Origin of the sequence: Streptomyces sp. NPDC020983 (assembly GCF_044333485.1) — a bacterium.
Classification (GTDB): domain Bacteria; phylum Actinomycetota; class Actinomycetes; order Streptomycetales; family Streptomycetaceae; genus Actinacidiphila.
Genome location: NZ_JBIRRA010000012.1, coordinates 194,516 through 208,590, shown reverse-complemented (window position 1 = coordinate 208,590; position 14,075 = coordinate 194,516). Strand labels below are relative to the sequence as shown.

16 protein-coding genes and 1 riboswitch are annotated in these 14,075 nt (G+C 75.5%); of the genes, 5 read left to right on the top strand and 11 right to left on the bottom strand.

The window, feature by feature from the left end; translation table 11 throughout:
* Positions 1-762 (top strand): SDR family oxidoreductase, encoded by a 762-nt coding sequence (locus tag ACH4SE_RS26365; protein WP_398545943.1) that lies wholly within the window; start codon positions 1-3, stop codon positions 760-762.
* Positions 763-825: 63 nt separating this feature from the next.
* On the opposite strand, the gene amaP is transcribed toward ACH4SE_RS26365, so the two are convergent.
* The 5 genes from amaP to ACH4SE_RS26340 form a co-directional block, all read right to left on the bottom strand.
* Positions 826-1,422 (bottom strand): alkaline shock response membrane anchor protein AmaP, encoded by a 597-nt coding sequence (gene amaP / locus ACH4SE_RS26360; RefSeq protein ID WP_398545942.1) that lies wholly within the window; start codon positions 1,420-1,422, stop codon positions 826-828.
* A 7-nt stretch (positions 1,423-1,429) separates the two neighbouring features.
* The gene (locus ACH4SE_RS26355) at positions 1,430-2,026 is read right to left on the bottom strand and encodes a DUF6286 domain-containing protein (protein ID WP_398546002.1); all 597 of its coding nucleotides are present in this window, start codon (positions 2,024-2,026) and stop codon (positions 1,430-1,432) included.
* Positions 2,027-2,139: 113 nt separating this feature from the next.
* Complete coding sequence (locus ACH4SE_RS26350; protein WP_398545941.1) at positions 2,140-2,508, bottom strand: Asp23/Gls24 family envelope stress response protein; 369 nt, start codon at positions 2,506-2,508, stop codon at positions 2,140-2,142.
* Positions 2,508-2,708, bottom strand: coding sequence for a hypothetical protein (locus ACH4SE_RS26345; RefSeq protein WP_031522979.1), 201 nt, complete (start codon positions 2,706-2,708; stop codon positions 2,508-2,510). Before ACH4SE_RS26345 ends, ACH4SE_RS26350 begins: the two co-directional genes overlap by 1 nt.
* Positions 2,709-2,757: 49 nt before the next feature.
* The gene (locus ACH4SE_RS26340) at positions 2,758-3,267 is read right to left on the bottom strand and encodes an Asp23/Gls24 family envelope stress response protein (RefSeq protein WP_398545940.1); all 510 of its coding nucleotides are present in this window, start codon (positions 3,265-3,267) and stop codon (positions 2,758-2,760) included.
* 143 nt (positions 3,268-3,410) lie between these two features.
* Here ACH4SE_RS26340 and ACH4SE_RS26335 point away from each other — a divergent pair, with 143 nt between their 5' ends.
* Entirely contained in the window at positions 3,411-4,223 is an 813-nt protein-coding gene (locus ACH4SE_RS26335) for a nucleopolyhedrovirus P10 family protein (RefSeq protein WP_398546001.1), read from the top strand.
* A 36-nt stretch (positions 4,224-4,259) separates the two neighbouring features.
* On the opposite strand, the gene ACH4SE_RS26330 is transcribed toward ACH4SE_RS26335, so the two are convergent.
* The 6 genes from ACH4SE_RS26330 to ACH4SE_RS26305 form a co-directional block, all read right to left on the bottom strand.
* Positions 4,260-5,057 (bottom strand): enoyl-CoA hydratase/isomerase family protein, encoded by a 798-nt coding sequence (locus ACH4SE_RS26330; protein ID WP_398545939.1) that lies wholly within the window; start codon positions 5,055-5,057, stop codon positions 4,260-4,262.
* A 153-nt stretch (positions 5,058-5,210) separates the two neighbouring features.
* Positions 5,211-5,432 (bottom strand): helix-turn-helix domain-containing protein, encoded by a 222-nt coding sequence (locus ACH4SE_RS26325; protein ID WP_031522969.1) that lies wholly within the window; start codon positions 5,430-5,432, stop codon positions 5,211-5,213.
* Between the two features lie 375 nt (positions 5,433-5,807).
* Positions 5,808-7,406, bottom strand: coding sequence for an ABC-F family ATP-binding cassette domain-containing protein (locus ACH4SE_RS26320; RefSeq protein WP_398545938.1), 1,599 nt, complete (start codon positions 7,404-7,406; stop codon positions 5,808-5,810).
* Positions 7,407-7,718: 312 nt separating this feature from the next.
* A complete protein-coding gene (locus ACH4SE_RS26315; protein WP_398545937.1) occupies positions 7,719-9,089 on the bottom strand; it encodes a hypothetical protein in 1,371 nt (456 codons plus the stop codon).
* A gap of 64 nt (positions 9,090-9,153) precedes the next feature.
* Entirely contained in the window at positions 9,154-10,272 is a 1,119-nt protein-coding gene (locus tag ACH4SE_RS26310) for an alpha/beta hydrolase (RefSeq protein WP_398545936.1), read from the bottom strand.
* A 119-nt stretch (positions 10,273-10,391) separates the two neighbouring features.
* Positions 10,392-11,087 (bottom strand): class II aldolase/adducin family protein, encoded by a 696-nt coding sequence (locus ACH4SE_RS26305; protein ID WP_398545935.1) that lies wholly within the window; start codon positions 11,085-11,087, stop codon positions 10,392-10,394.
* A gap of 176 nt (positions 11,088-11,263) precedes the next feature.
* Between ACH4SE_RS26305 and ACH4SE_RS26300 the strand changes: the two genes are divergently transcribed.
* The 3 genes from ACH4SE_RS26300 (at position 11,264) to ACH4SE_RS26290 (ending at position 14,074) form a co-directional block, all read left to right on the top strand.
* The gene (locus ACH4SE_RS26300; RefSeq protein WP_398545934.1) at positions 11,264-12,466 is read left to right on the top strand and encodes an anion permease; all 1,203 of its coding nucleotides are present in this window, start codon (positions 11,264-11,266) and stop codon (positions 12,464-12,466) included.
* 11 nt (positions 12,467-12,477) lie between these two features.
* A complete protein-coding gene (locus ACH4SE_RS26295) occupies positions 12,478-12,690 on the top strand; it encodes a hypothetical protein (protein ID WP_398545933.1) in 213 nt (70 codons plus the stop codon).
* 138 nt (positions 12,691-12,828) lie between these two features.
* A riboswitch (cobalamin riboswitch) is annotated at positions 12,829-12,959 on the top strand.
* A gap of 122 nt (positions 12,960-13,081) precedes the next feature.
* Complete coding sequence (locus tag ACH4SE_RS26290; protein WP_398545932.1) at positions 13,082-14,074, top strand: cobalamin biosynthesis protein; 993 nt, start codon at positions 13,082-13,084, stop codon at positions 14,072-14,074.
* The last annotated feature ends 1 nt before the right edge of the window (position 14,075 follow it).

Sequence of the window (14,075 nt, the reverse complement as noted above, 5' to 3'; positions counted from 1 at the left end):
ATGGACCTCGGACTCAAGGACCGGGTGTACGTGGTGACAGGCGGCGGCCGCGGCCTCGGCCTCGCCGCCGCCCGCGAACTCGCCGCGGAGGGTGCGCGGGTCGTGCTGTCCGGGCGCACCGCGGAGACGGTGGACGCGGCCGCGGCGGAACTGGGCGGCCCCGAGCGGGCGCTCGGCGTCGTCGCGGACAACGCGGACCCCGCGACCGCGGAGACCCTGCTCGCCACCGCCCGCGCGCGCTTCGGCACGCTCGACGGGGTGCTCGTCAGCGTCGGCGGGCCGCCCGCCGGGGCCGCCGCCGACATGACGGACGAGCAGTGGCTCGCCGCCTTCCAGTCCGTCTTCCTCGGCGCCGTACGGCTCGCCCGCACCGCCGCGGCGGCCCTCGGCGAGGGCGGCGTCATCGGCTTCGTGCTCTCCGGCTCCGTCCGCGAGCCCATTCCGGGGCTCGCGATCTCCAACGGGCTGCGCCCGGGGCTCGCCGGTTTCGCCAAGACCCTGGCGGCGGAGGTCGGTCCCCGCGGGATCCGGGTCGTCAGCCTGCTGCCCGCGCGGATCGACACCGACCGCGTACGCGAACTGGACGCGCTCGGCGGCGACGCCGACAGCGCGCGGGCCGCCAACTCCGCGCGCATCCCGCTGCGCCGCTACGGCACCCCCGAGGAGTTCGGCCGCGCCGCGGCCTTCCTCCTCTCCCCGGCGGCCTCCTACCTCACGGGCCTGACGCTCCCCGTGGACGGCGGGGCCCTGTACTCCCTGTGACGGGGGTGCCGACCGGGGCGGGCCTCCGCGGGCCCGCAGCGCACACGGCGGCCCCGCCGGGGATCAGGTGACCCGGGAGGCGCGGTGGCGGACCGGCCTCAGACGGGCCTCGGCCGGCAGCGCGTCGAGGCCCGCGGAGGTGCGGGCGCGGTCGAGGACGCGGGAGTCGAGGCCCGCGACGACGTCCTCCGGGGCGGCCCGGGGGCCGAGCCCGAGCACGAGCCGGGCCCCGGGTGCCCCGCGCCGCCCGACGAGCATCGCGTTCGCCCACTCGACGCCTTCGGCCTCCTCCGCCTCGGCGCGCAGCACGTTCTCCAGCGCGCGGCCGCGCAGCAGCGCGCCCTGGCCGTCGCCGCTGTCGATCCTGACCTGCCGCAGCCGCCGGGTGCGCGTCTGTGCGAGCAGCCACCACAGGCCGGCGAGGAAGAGCACGCCGAGCACGGCGAAGACGACCGGCCACCACCAGCCGTCGGAGCGGTAGCGGGTCCTGCTGCGGGCGGTGAGCAGCACGTCCTTGGGCCCGGTGAAGGGCCACCAGCCCGGCATGGTGAAGCCCCAGTGGCGCTGCAGGTCGAGGCTGCCGACGAGCACCGACAGCCCGACCACCAGCAGGACCAGCCCGGTCAGGGCGAGCAGCACCCGGTTGACGGTCGTCCGCACGGCGCCCTCACCCCTTCTTCTCGGCCCGGTGGAGGTGGATGTGCAGATGCGGCGACCTGGCGAGCCCCAGCTGCCGTACGGCCTCGTCCAGCGCCGCCGTCAGGTCGTCGCGTACCTCTTCCAGCTCGCGGAAGTGGGAGGCCGCGCGGGCCTTGATGCGCCGGCGGCCGACGTCGACGCGCGCCCAGCGCACCCCGGAGACCTCCATCGCCCGGTCACGCAGCACGAGTTCGGCGGCACGCCGGTCGAGCCCGGCGCGGACGCCGCCCGCCCCGTTGCGGGCCATGGGCAGCAGGCCGCGCTCCCCGGGGGTCGCGGCGAGCACGAGCAGCCACAGCCCCAGCGCCGCGCACACGGCGGCGCCGACGATGATCCAGACGTTGTCGAGGTGCCGGGTGGCGAGCTCGTCGGCGAGGGTCTTGCGCCACTGCATCGCCTGGCGGTCGGCGCGCACCGAGGCGATGTCGTAGAGGAAGAGCCCGGTCAGCGCCACTCCCACCGCGGCGGTGAGCGCGGCGGGGATGCGGCGGCCGGCCCAGAAGCGGCGGACCCTGGGGCCCTCTCCGGCACCGGGCAGCCCGGAGGTCACCGCGTAGGGCTCGATGGGGGGCCGCTTGGCGATGCTGAGCCGGGCGCTCTCCTCCGCGGACTCGCTCGGGTCCTGCTCGCGGTATTCGTGACTGCCCTGGCCGCCCTGGCCGCCGCCGCTGTCGCCGCTCACTCCACCCTCCCCTCGTCGCCGTCCGCCGCCGCGGAGTGCAGCCGCTCCACCTCGACGGCCACCTCGGGTACATCCATACCCGTCAGGGACTCGACTCTCCCGGTGACATGGCGGCGGACCGTGCCGCAGACCGCGCCGATGTTGGCCGGGTAGCCCAGTTCGAGGGTCAGCCGGAGCCGCGCGGTGTCCTTGCGCACGGACACCGACGCGTGCGGGCGTGCGTCACGCGGTACGAGCTCGGCGCCCGGCGCGCCGTCGAGGACCTCACCGGCGGCCTGGGCGGCGATCTTGGCGACGACCCGGTCCGCGATACGCAGCGCCCCGCGGTCGGCCGCGGGGAGCTGTCCGGGCACTGCCGATGCCATCAGCGCCGCCGGTCACGGTCGCGGTCGCGGTCCCTGGTGCGGAAGAAGTCCCCCGGCTCGAGGTCCCCGTCGAAGAACTTGCCGGCGACGAAACCGACCGCGCCGAGCAGGGCCACCACGAGGAAGGCGCCGAAGCCGCCGAAATACCCGGCGAACCCCAGTGCCATGCCGGCCGCCAGGCCGATCACCGCCATGCTCATCGTCCGCTCCAGGTCCGTCGTGCCGTTTCGGGGTGCCGGGCAGTCGCCACTACTGGACCCGCTGCTCGCGGTCGTCGTCATCGTCTTCGTCGGGCAGCTTGACGTCGCCCACGGCCACGTTGACCTCGACGACCTCCAGGCCGGTCATGCGCTCCACGGCCGCGACGACGTTCTCCCGCACCGCGCGGGCGACATCGACGATGGAGACGCCGTACTCGACCACGATGTCGAGGTCCAGGGCCGTCTGCACCTCGCCGACCTCGGCCTTGACGCCCCGGGTGACCGAGCGCGTGCTGCCGGGGACACGGTCGCGCACCGCGCCGAACGTCCGGGACAGGCCGGTGCCCATGGCGTGCACGCCCATCACGTCCCGCGCGGCGAGCCCGGCGATCTTCTCGACCACGCCGTCCGCGATGGTCGTACGGCCCCGGCTCGCCGGGTCGCCGAGCGCCTTGCGCGCCGGGCCCCCCGCCGATCCCTTGTCCAGGGTCCGGCCGCCGTCACCTGCGGCCGAGGAGCCCTCGGGCTCCGGCCGGTTGTACTGCCCGCTGTCCGTCATCGCGAGTCGTCCCTTCGTCTGGGCTGCTCCGTGCACCACACTATGTGCGCATGCCCTGACGCGCTCCGGGGATGCGCCCAGCGGGGTCCGCCCGGCCCCCATTCGGGTGTCGGCACAGCGGAAGGCGAGGAGACCTGGTGACCATGGACCGACTGGTCAGGACGGTGCGGGAACAGGTCGCGCTCGGACGCCTGCTGCCGCTGGGTGAGGCATCGGACGCCGCCTGGATCACCGAGAACGCCGCCGCCGCCGCCCTGCGCCGGGTGGCGGACGCGCTGCCCGGCGTACGGCTGGGCGCGCTCGCGGTGGAGCTGGAGGGCGACGGGGCCGACGCGGCGCCAGGAGGCGGGGCGTCAGGAGCCGTGGCGTCAGAAGGCGGGGCGTCAGAAGGCGGGGCGTCAGGAGGCGTGGTGGCCGGGGGCCGGGGCGCCGCACCGGTGGGCGCGCTGCCGTACGGGCCGCTGCGGATCACCGCGGACTTCGCGGCCACGCCGGACGACCCGCTGCCGCGGACCGCGGAGCGGCTGCGGGCCGCCCTGTGGGCGACCGCCCGGGAGGGCGTCGGGATGCCGGTGCACGCGGTCGACCTCGCGGTGACGGGGCTGCTGGACGAGCTGCCCGCGCCGGACGCGGTGATCGAGGGCTTCGTGGTCGAGGGCGAGGGCCCGCCGGAACTCACGGACGGGCCCGCGGACGGGACCGCCGACCGGGTCGCGGCCGCGGCGCTCGCGGTGCCCGGCGTGCTGCGGCTGACGCGGCGGCTGGCGGGCTTCGGCACAGGAGTGCGGGTGCGCGACACCCCGGACGGCCGCCGGGTGCAGGTGCAGCTGGCGGTGGCGGCGGGGTACCGCCCCCACACGGTGGCCCGTGCGGTGTCCGCCGCCGTCGCGGCCGCGGCGGCGGACGGCGCCCCGGGCCCGGTCGCGGCGGCCGTCGTGGTGACCGGTACGCGCTGAGCCGGGCCCGGTGCCGTACGCGAGGGGCGGCGCGGGCTACTCCGCCGCGCCCGCGAGGTCGCGCAGCCGGCGGCCCTGGGCGGCGCGCTCGGCCGCGTACTGGGCGTCCTCGGAGGTCGAGCGGGCGGCGCGCAGCAGGGCCTTGGTCTCGTTGACGGCGTCGCGCGGCGGGGCGAGCAGTGCGGCGGTCAGGTCGGCGACCGCGGCGTCCAGCTCGGCGGCGGGCACGACGAGGTTGGCGAGCCCGGTGCGCTCGGCCTCCTCGGCGTGCACGGAGCGGCCGGTCACGCAGATCTCCAGCGCGCGGCCGTAGCCGACCAGCTCGGCGAGCGGCTTGGTGCCGGTGAGGTCCGGGACCAGGCCCAGGCTGGTCTCGCGCATGGCGAATTGCACGTCGTCCGCGCACACCCGCAGGTCGCAGGCCAGCGCGAGCTGGAAACCGGCGCCGATGGCGTGTCCCTGGACGGCGGCGACCGTGATCAGGTCGGTGCGCCGCCACCAGGTGAAGGCCTGCTGGTACCCGGCGATGGTCGCGTCCAGCTCGCCCGCGTCGCCGCGCCCGAGTGCGAGGAACGACGGCCCGCCGTCGAAGCCCTCGGGCGTGAAAGCCTGCCGGTCGAGCCCGGCGGAGAAGGACGGCCCCTCGGCGCGCAGCACCGCGACCCGTACCTGCCCCGGCAGCTGCCGTCCCGCCTCGGTCAGCGCCTGCCAGAGGGCGGGCGACTGCGCGTTGCGCTTGGCCGGGTTGCACAGGGTGATGGTGGCGACGGTGCCGCTGCCGTCCAGGGCCAGCCGGATTCCGTCGCGTTCGAGCAGGATGGTGTCTTCGGGCATCAGGGACCTCCGAGCGGACCGCGTACGTGATTACCGAAGAGTAACCAACAGCTCGGCACGCAGTCGCGCAGGGTCGGGAGGCGCCCGCCCGTGAGGACCGGGCTCGTCACCCGGTCAGGCTGTGACCAGCCGACCAGCCCGGAAGGGGCGAGGTCAGGCGGTGACGGCCTTCTTGCCCCGCGTCGCTCCGCCGCGACCGCGCAGGGTCACGCCGGACTCGCTGAGCATCCGGTGCACGAAACCGTAGGACCGGCCGGTCTCCTCGGCCAGTGCCCGGATGCTCGCACCGGAGTCGTACTTCTTCTTCAGGTCTGCCGCGAGCTTCTCGCGCGCGGCGCCGGTCACCCGGCTGCCCTTCTTCAGAGTCTCGGCCACCCGTGCCTCCTCCAGGGAAGTGCGCTATGGACTCTCATGATCACCCCTCAGCGCGTTCCTGGCCACCCATTCGACAAGGTCTGTCACGGGACATTCCCCGCGGGAATCCCGCGATAGCCGCCGAAGAACGTTCCGCGGCGGACGTTTTTCGCCGCAGAATTCCCCGCCGTGAAGTCCTCCCGCGCAATAGCAGCAGGTCAGCGGGTGCACGTAAGGTGTTTGCCGACGTCACGCCACTGATCGCCTCCGGAGGCCCGCACCTCGCGCGGGGTGCGCGCGGGTACCAGCCGGACTCACACAGATGACGGACGCGCGGTGGGCCGAATGATCCAACGGGCATGATCATCCGGCCCGCGCGACGCTCGTCGCGCGCGGTCAGGCGAGGGCGACCAGATCCGCGTAGTCCTGGCCCCACAGGTCCTCGACGCCGTCCGGCAGCAGAATGATCCGCTCCGGCTGGAGCGCCTCCACCGCGCCCTCGTCGTGCGTGACCAGCACGACCGCGCCGGTGAAGGTGCGCAGGGCGCCCAGGATCTCCTCGCGGCTGGCCGGGTCCAGGTTGTTCGTCGGCTCGTCGAGCAGCAGCACGTTGGCGCTCGACACGACCAGGGAGGCCAGCGCGAGCCGGGTCTTCTCGCCGCCGGACAGCACGCCGGCCGGCTTGTCGACGTCGTCGCCGGAGAAGAGGAAGGAGCCGAGGATCTTGCGTATGTCCACCAGATCGGTGTCCGGGGCCGACGAGCGCATGTTCTCCAGCACCGTGCGCTCCGGGTCCAGCGTCTCGTGCTCCTGCGCGTAATAGCCGAGTTTCAGCCCGTGGCCGGGCGTCACCTCGCCCGTGTCGGGCTTCTCCACCCCGGCCAGCAGCCGCAGCAGCGTCGTCTTGCCCGCGCCGTTCAGCCCGAGGATCACCACGCGCGAGCCGCGGTCGATCGCCAGGTCGACGTCCGTGAAGATCTCCAGCGAGCCGTACGACTTCGACAGACCGCTCGCCATCAGCGGCGTCTTGCCGCAGGGCGCCGGGTCCGGGAAGCGCAGCTTGGCCACCTTGTCCGAGACGCGCACCGCCTCCAGACCGGACAGCAGCCGGTCCGCGCGCCGCGCCATGTTCTGCGCCGCGACGGTTTTGGTGGCCTTCGCGCGCATCTTGTCGGCCTGCGAATTGAGCGCGGCGGCTTTCTTCTCCGCATTCGCGCGTTCCCGCTTGCGGCGCCTCTCGTCGGCTTCCCGCTGCTGCTGGTACAGCTTCCAGCCCATGTTGTACACATCGATCCGGGAGCGGTTCGCGTCGAGATAGAAGACCTTGTTCACGACGGTCTCGATGAGGTTCACATCGTGGGAGATCACGATGAATCCGCCGCGATACGTCTTCAGGTAGTCGCGCAGCCAGCTGATCGAGTCGGCGTCCAGGTGGTTGGTCGGCTCGTCCAGCAGCAGGGTGTCGGCGTCCGAGAAAAGGATGCGGGCCAGCTCCACGCGGCGCCGCTGGCCGCCGGAGAGGGTGTGCAGCTGCTGCCCGAGGATGCGGTCCGGCAGGCCCAGCGCCGCCGCGATCGTCGCCGCCTCGGCCTCGGCGGCGTAACCGCCCTTGGTGAGGAATTCCGTTTCCAGGCGCGCGTACTTCTTCATCGCGTTGTCGCGGGTGGCGCCCTTGCCGTTCGCCATCCGCTCCTCGTTCTCGCGCATCTTGCGCAGCACGACGTCGAGGTCGCGGGCGCCGAGGATGCGGTCCCGGGCGAGGATGTCGAGGTCGCCGGTGCGGGGGTCCTGGGGGAGGTAGCCGACCTCCCCGGACCGCGCGACGCTCCCCGCCGCCGGCTGGCCCTCGCCGGCCAGCACCTTGGTCAGGGTCGTCTTCCCGGCGCCGTTGCGGCCGACCAAACCGATGCGGTCGCCCTTGGCGACCTGGAAGGAGGCGGACTCGATGAGGATGCGGGCGCCGGCGCGCAGCTCGATGCCGGTGGCGGTGATCACGGGCCCAGTCTACTGGCCCGCTCCCCGTCCTCTTCTGGCCGCCCGGCGGCCGGGGGCCGGGCCCTCCCTGCCCAGGGCGGTCCGCCCCGGGCCGCCCCTCGCGGTGGGACACGCGGCGTTCCCGGCGTCGTGGCTGGTCGCGCGGTTCCCCGCGCTGCCGGTCCGCTGCCCTGCGGGGCGGACGCGCGCCCCCGGGGGTGCCCTCCGCAGGCAGGGCCGGCGTTTTTCAGGGGCGCGGGAATCCGCGCCACCGGCCCCCACGCGCGGAAGGCCGCGCACAGCACCTCCGGGGGCAGCCCGGGGCGCGCGGGCTCAGGGGGTGCCGGTGTGGACCTGGAACGCGGCCTTGCGCATCGCCTTCGCCAGGGCGGGGTCGGGGTGGGCGGCGGCGAGGGCGACGAGCACCTGGACGGTCCGGGGGTGGCCGACGCCGCGGACCTCCTCCAGGAGCCCGCGGACGGAGCCCTGGACCGCGGTGTCGAGATGGCTGACCAGCAGATGGTCCTCGCCGTGGTCCGCGACCGCGGCAGCCGTGTCGACCCACAGCCACGTGGCCTCCTCCCGGGTGAGGAGGCCGGTCGCGGTGTCGGGGTCGTCGCCGTCGAGTTCGGCGAGCCACAGGACCGCGTACGGGCGGAGCACCGGCTCGTCCACGACCGCCCGCACCGCGGGCTCCGCCGGGTCGCCGACGACGCGGAGGGCCTCGAAGGCGAGCCCGCGCAGCAGCGCGTCGTCACCGCGGGCGGTGTCGAGGAGCTCGGCCACGGCGGGCGCGACGGGGCGCGCGGCGAGCCAGGCGCGGTATTCGGCGCGGGCGGGGCCGGGCGAGAGCCGGGAGCAGGCGCGCAGCATGGTCGCGGCGGACTGCTCCATGTGCCCGGCGGGGCCCTGCGCGGCGACGCAGATCTGCTCCAGCTTGACCCACACCGCCCAGCTGCCGAGCGGGGTGAGGGCGACCTCGTCGGGGCGCTCGGGGTCGCGCGGCTGGAGCGCTCCCACGCGGGCGACGGCGTCGAGGGTCCAGTCGAGCAGCGTGGGCAGCGGGTCGCCGGCGCCGTCGGCGGGCGGTTCGTGCCGTTCGGTGCGCAGCTCGGCGACGCGCTGCCGGAGCAGGTCGAGCAGCGTGTCGATCGGGACGGGCCCGTTGGACAGGTGCAGGAAGGACAGCAACTGCGGTGCGGCCTCTATGACTTCGGCGACCAGCGCCGGGTCGGGGCCGGTGCGGTCGCCGGGCAGGAAGGGGTGGGCGAGCGACCACGCATCGAAGAGCGCGACCCAGCCGCGCAGCACCGCGGTGTCGTCGCTGTCCCAGGCGCGCAGCCGCCAGCCGGGTACGGCGGCACCGCCGTGCAGTTCGACGAGGCCGGAGAGCCGGGCGTGGTCCCACGCGGTGCGGATCAGGCGCGGCGTCAGGTCCAGCTCCGCGGCGGCGCGCCGGAGCGCGTCATCGGAGAGTATGCCCGTCGGTCCCGCGGTGCCGGGCCCTGTGCCCGCCCAGCGCGCGAGCCGTACGGCGGCGCCGAGTTCGGCCCGGGCGAGCCGGGCCAGCTCCGGCAGCGGAGGGGTGCCTTCGGGCGGCCGGGCAGGCCGCGACCGGCGCGTTGTCGCGGTCCTGCGGGCCGCGGTGAGCGGCCGCCGGGGAACGAGGCGGAGCGGAGTGTCTCGCGGGCTACGGGACGTCACTTGAGCAGTCTCGTACGTGCGGGCCCAGATTCCCAATCGGGCGGGCCTTCCCGCTGTGACGCGCTCACATGAGCGGGGTGAGGAAGCGCCGCAGCGTCTCCTCGTAGCCGGCCGGATCGGCGTTCCACATCGCGCCGTGCCGGGCCCCGGGGACGGTGTGCAGCACCACCGACTCCGGGTGCCGGGCGGCGAGTTCACGGGAGGCGTCCCAGGGCGCGAGGGTGTCGTCCGGGCCGTGGAGGATCAGGGTCGGGACGGTGGGCGGCAACGGGTCGGCCGGGGCCGCGGCCGCGCGCGGCGGCTGCGCCCGGCGGCCCTCCGCCGCGCGGACCGCGAGCCGGGTCAGCGGCGCGGGCAGGCCGTGCGACGCGGCGGCGGCCCGCACCGTGGCCCGCCAGTCCAGCACCGGCGAGTCCAGCACCAGGCCGGCGACCCGCTCCCGTTCGGCCGACAGCCGCTGGGCGTGCAGGGCCATCGTGGCGCCCACCGACCAGCCGAAGAGCACGATGCGCTCGGCGCCGTACTCGAGGGCGTAGCGCATCCCCGCGTCCAGGTCGCGCCATTCGGCACGCCCCAGGTGGCCGATGCCGTCCGCGGGCCGCGGTGCGCCCGGGTCGCCGCGGTAGCCCAGCACGAGCTGGGGGAAGCGGTGGTGGTGCAGCGCCGGCAGGACGTTCATCGCGTGCTCGCGCGTCGCCCCGAGGCCGTGCACGGTGATCACCCAGGTGCTCCGGTCGCCCGGCAGGTACCAGCCGGGCAGCGGGCCGAGCTCGCCCGGCACGGCGACCTCGGTGAAGTCCAGCCCGAGCGCGGTCCGCGGGTCCCCCCGGTGCACCTGGGGGGTGAGGCGGACGGCGGTGCCCTGGTCGAGGGAGCCGTGCGGGACGGCGAGCAGCTTGCGGGTCACGGTGTACGCCGTGCTCCCGACGACGTCGCCGGCGATGGCGTGCAGGCCGCTGTCCGCGGTGAGGCCGTAGACGCCGCGGCGCGCCGAGGACGCGGTACGGGTGAGGGTGACGCGGTCCTCCGCGACCGCGTGCACGGTCACCGCCCCTTCCGGGGCGGGGCCCTCCGGGGGCGGGCGGAGGGCAAAGCGGGAGCCGTACCGGCCGGCCGCCACGAGGGCGGCCGTGCCCGCACCCAGCACGGTCGTGGTCGTCGCCACGGCGGTTCGCAGTCGCATCCCGTCCAGTGTCGCGCGCGGCGGGGCATGCGGCCAACCGGACGCCGCCGCGCGAGTTTCGGGGCACTGCCCCGGCGCCGCGCGGCGCGGAACGTCCCCGCCCGCCCCGGGGGGGCGGTTCAGTGCGGCTGCCCGTAGGCGGCGAGGGCGGCGGACGCGGCGGCGAGGTCGTCCGCGGAGAGGGTCCGGGGGCGGCCCGCGGAGGTGGCGAGGAGCCAGACGCGGCTCATCCACTCGAGTTGGGCGGTGTGCTCGTAGGCCCGGGTGAGGGTCGCGGCGTGGGCGAGGGTGCCGTGGTTGGCCAGGAGGCACGCCGTGCGCCCGCGGAGCGCGGCGACCGCCCCGGCCGCGAGTTCCTCGGTGCCGTAGAGCGCGTAGGGGGCGACGCGTACGGGCCCGCCGAGCGCGGCGGTCATGTAGTGGACGGGCGGCAGTTCGTCGGTGAGGAGGGTCACGGCGGTGGCGTGCGGCGCGTGCGTGTGGACGATCGCGCCCGCGTCCGTGGCGCGGTAGACGGCGAGGTGCAGCGGCAGCTCGCTGGTCGGGCGCAGTTCGCCGCGCACCTGGCGCCCGTCGAGGCCGACGGCGACGAGGTCCGCGGGGCGCAGCCGCTCGTACGGCACGCCGGTGGGCGTCACGACGACGAGTTCGCCGACGCGCGCGGAGACGTTGCCGGAGGTGCCGACGACGAGGCCGTCGGCCACGCTGCGGCGGGCGGCCGCGACGACCTCTTCCCACGCTTCGGCGACAGCGTCCTGCACGGTGCGTCCTTCCGTTGCCGGGTCCGGGCCCGGGCTCGGTCCCGGTCGCGGCATTGTCGCCGCCCCGCGGCCCGGATCACCGCCCGTATACCGTGACGGTGATCACCCTTGGCGCCGCGTTCACTGACCTGTCATCTTGGCACCACGAGTCCCCTGTCAGTTCACCTTCCGTTCACGAACGGTCCGTACGGTCGGCTCGCCACTGTCCGATCGAACGATTGCCTGGGTCCATGGAACACATGACGCTCCTGATCGGAATCGTCATCGCCACCGCTCTCGCGTTCGATTTCACGAACGGTTTCCACGACACCGCCAACGCGATGGCCACGACCATCTCGACCGGCGCCCTCAAGCCCAGGACGGCGGTGGCCATGTCCGCCGCGCTGAACCTCGTCGGGGCCTTCCTGTCCGTCGAGGTGGCCAAGACCATCTCCGGCGGCATCATCGACGAGTCGGCCGGCGTCAGACCGCAGATGATCTTCGCCGCGCTGGTCGGCGCGATCGTCTGGAATATGCTGACCTGGCTGGCCGGGCTGCCCTCCAGTTCCTCGCACGCGCTCTTCGGCGGGCTGATCGGCGCGACGCTGGTCGCGGTCGGGCGGCACGGCGTGCACGGCGACGCCGTGGTCATGAAGGTCCTCGTCCCGGCGCTCGCCGCCCCCTTCGTCGCGGGCCTCGCCGCCACCGCCGCGACGCGGCTCAGCTACCGGCTGGACCGCAAGGCCGACCCGCGGGCCACGGCCAGGGGCTACCGCGCCGGGCAGATCGCCTCGGCGGGCCTCGTCTCGCTCGCGCACGGCACGAACGACGCGCAGAAGACCATGGGCGTGATCACCCTCGCGCTCATCACCGGCGGGGTCGTCGCCCCGCACTCCGACCCGCCGCTGTGGGTCGTCGTCTCGGCGGGCGCGGCGATCGCGCTCGGCACCTACATAGGCGGCTGGCGGATCATCCGCACGATGGGCAGGGGCCTCACCGACATCCAGCCGCAGCAGGGCTTCGCGGCGCAGACCGGTGCCGCCGCCACCATCCTGGCCTCCTCCCACCTCGGTTTCGCGCTGTCCACCACGCAGGTGTGCTCCGGCTCGGTCATGGGCGCGGGTCTGGGCCGCAGCGGCGCGGTGGTGCGCTGGAGCACCGCGGGGCGGATGGTCGCCGCGTGGGCGCTGACGCTGCCCGCGGCCGGGCTGGTCGGTGCGGGCGCCGCGCTGCTGGCCGACCAGGGCAACTGGGGCGTGGCCGCGGTCGCCGTGCTCGGGCTCGCGGTGTGCGCGGCGATCCGCACGGCGGCGCGCCGCAGGCCCGTCACGCACGCCAACGTCAACGACGAGGCCGCCGGCGCCGTCCCCGAGCCGCAGGGCGCGGTGACCGCGGCCATCGCCGCCGTGATCCCCCCGCCGGCCGGCACCCCGGCCCCCACCGCGACCGTCTGAAGGAGTCCCGCATGAGCATCGACTGGCACGCCCTCGGCTCGGTCCTGGTCGTCACGCTGCTGTCCACCGTCGGCCTGGTCGGCGTCTTCACGCTCGGCGTGGTCGGCCTGTCCCGGCCCGCGGCCGGTCCCGGCGGCGTGGCCGCGCGCGGCGGCGCCTACGCGTGCTTCGCCGCGTGCGCGGCGGCGGTCGCGTGGGGGATCTGGCTGATCGTCGCGAAGTAGCGGGCCCGGCGCGGGCCCGTCCGGCCGTCCCGCGGTGGCGGGGTGTGGACCTCACCACACTCCGTCGCCGCAGGTCAAGGGCGCCTTGACGCGGTCGTCGCGGCCGTGGTGGACTGCCCGGTGCCATACGGCGGCAGGAGAGGAAGTCCGGTGCGAATCCGGCGCGGTCCCGCCACTGTCACCGGGGAGTGCACTCCCGACCCGTACGTCACGGCCGGCTTGCCGGCTGGAAGACCCGGGAGTGCGTAGATCCGGGAGCCAGGAGACTCTCACCGCCGGTCACGTCGAACCAGGGCGCGGACCCTGAGTGAGGACAACAGCCATGCCCGGCGCCATTCCCCCAGCGGTCCGCACCACTCCGTCCCTCCCAGGGGTGACGGCGGTCTGAGCGATGCGTGCCGATCGCACCTACGCGTACGGCGCCGCACTCGGCTTTCTCGGCGATCTCGTCGCGGGTGACCCGCGCCGCGGCCACCCGGTCGCGGCGTTCGGGCGCGCGGCGGGGGCGCTGGAACGCCGGATGTGGCGTGACGGCCGGCCGGCCGGTGCCGTGTACGCGGCACTGTGCGCCGGGTCCGCGGCCTGCGCCGCCGGGCTCGCCGCACGTGCCGCCCGCCGCTCCCGGACCGCCTCCACCGCGCTCACGGCCGCCTGCACCTGGGCGGTCCTCGGCGGCACCTCGCTGGCCCGCGAGGCCCGCACGGTGGGCGCCGCGCTCGACGCGGGGGACCTCGACGCGGCCCGGGCCCGGCTGCCGCACCTGTGCGGGCGCGACCCGCAGCACCTGGACGCCGCCCAGATCGCCCGCGCGGTCGTCGAGTCCGTCGCCGAGAACACCTCCGACGCGGTCGTCGGCGCCCTGGTGTGGGGGGCGGCCGCGGGGCCCGCCGGGCTCGCCGGATTCCGCGCCGCCAACACGCTGGACGCGATGGTGGGCCACCGCTCCCCGCGCCACCTGCGGTTCGGCTGGGCCGCGGCGCGGCTCGACGACGCGGCGGGCTGGCCCGGCGCCCGCCTCACCGCGGCCCTCGCCGTCCTCGCGGGGCCGCACCCGGGCACCGCCTGGCGCACCTGGCGCCGCGACGCCGCCGCCCATCCGAGCCCCAACGCGGGCCCGGTGGAGGCCGCCTTCGCCGGGGCCCTCCGCGTCCGCCTGGGCGGCACCCTCTCCTACGCGGGCCGCACCGAGCACCGTCCCGTCCTGGGCGCGGAGTTCCCGCCCCCGTCGGTGCCCGACATCGAGCGCGCCGTCGCCCTGTCCCGCCGGGTGGCCTTCCTGTCCCTGGCCCTGACCCTCACCGCCCGCTCCCTCCTGCCGCCGCGGCGGCAGGCCCGTGCGAGCGGCCCGGCGGTACCCGGGGCACGGCGGGGGGAGGCGGCGTGAA

Bases quoted from the DNA above. Each gene is read 5' to 3' on its own strand.
- ACH4SE_RS26350 (WP_398545941.1), bottom strand. From the start codon at position 2,508: ATGGCATCGGCAGTGCCCGGACAGCTCCCCGCGGCCGACCGCGGGGCG.
- ACH4SE_RS26310 (WP_398545936.1), bottom strand. From the start codon at position 10,272: ATGCGACTGCGAACCGCCGTGGCGACGACCACGACCGTGCTGGGTGCG.
- ACH4SE_RS26365 (WP_398545943.1), top strand. From the start codon at position 1: ATGGACCTCGGACTCAAGGACCGGGTGTACGTGGTGACAGGCGGCGGC.
- ACH4SE_RS26345 (WP_031522979.1), bottom strand. From the start codon at position 2,708: ATGAGCATGGCGGTGATCGGCCTGGCGGCCGGCATGGCACTGGGGTTC.
- ACH4SE_RS26340 (WP_398545940.1), bottom strand. From the start codon at position 3,267: ATGACGGACAGCGGGCAGTACAACCGGCCGGAGCCCGAGGGCTCCTCG.
- ACH4SE_RS26290 (WP_398545932.1), top strand. From the start codon at position 13,082: ATGCGTGCCGATCGCACCTACGCGTACGGCGCCGCACTCGGCTTTCTC.
- ACH4SE_RS26300 (WP_398545934.1), top strand. From the start codon at position 11,264: ATGGAACACATGACGCTCCTGATCGGAATCGTCATCGCCACCGCTCTC.
- ACH4SE_RS26335 (WP_398546001.1), top strand. From the start codon at position 3,411: ATGGACCGACTGGTCAGGACGGTGCGGGAACAGGTCGCGCTCGGACGC.
- ACH4SE_RS26295 (WP_398545933.1), top strand. From the start codon at position 12,478: ATGAGCATCGACTGGCACGCCCTCGGCTCGGTCCTGGTCGTCACGCTG.
- ACH4SE_RS26305 (WP_398545935.1), bottom strand. From the start codon at position 11,087: ATGCCGCGACCGGGACCGAGCCCGGGCCCGGACCCGGCAACGGAAGGA.
- ACH4SE_RS26330 (WP_398545939.1), bottom strand. From the start codon at position 5,057: ATGCCCGAAGACACCATCCTGCTCGAACGCGACGGAATCCGGCTGGCC.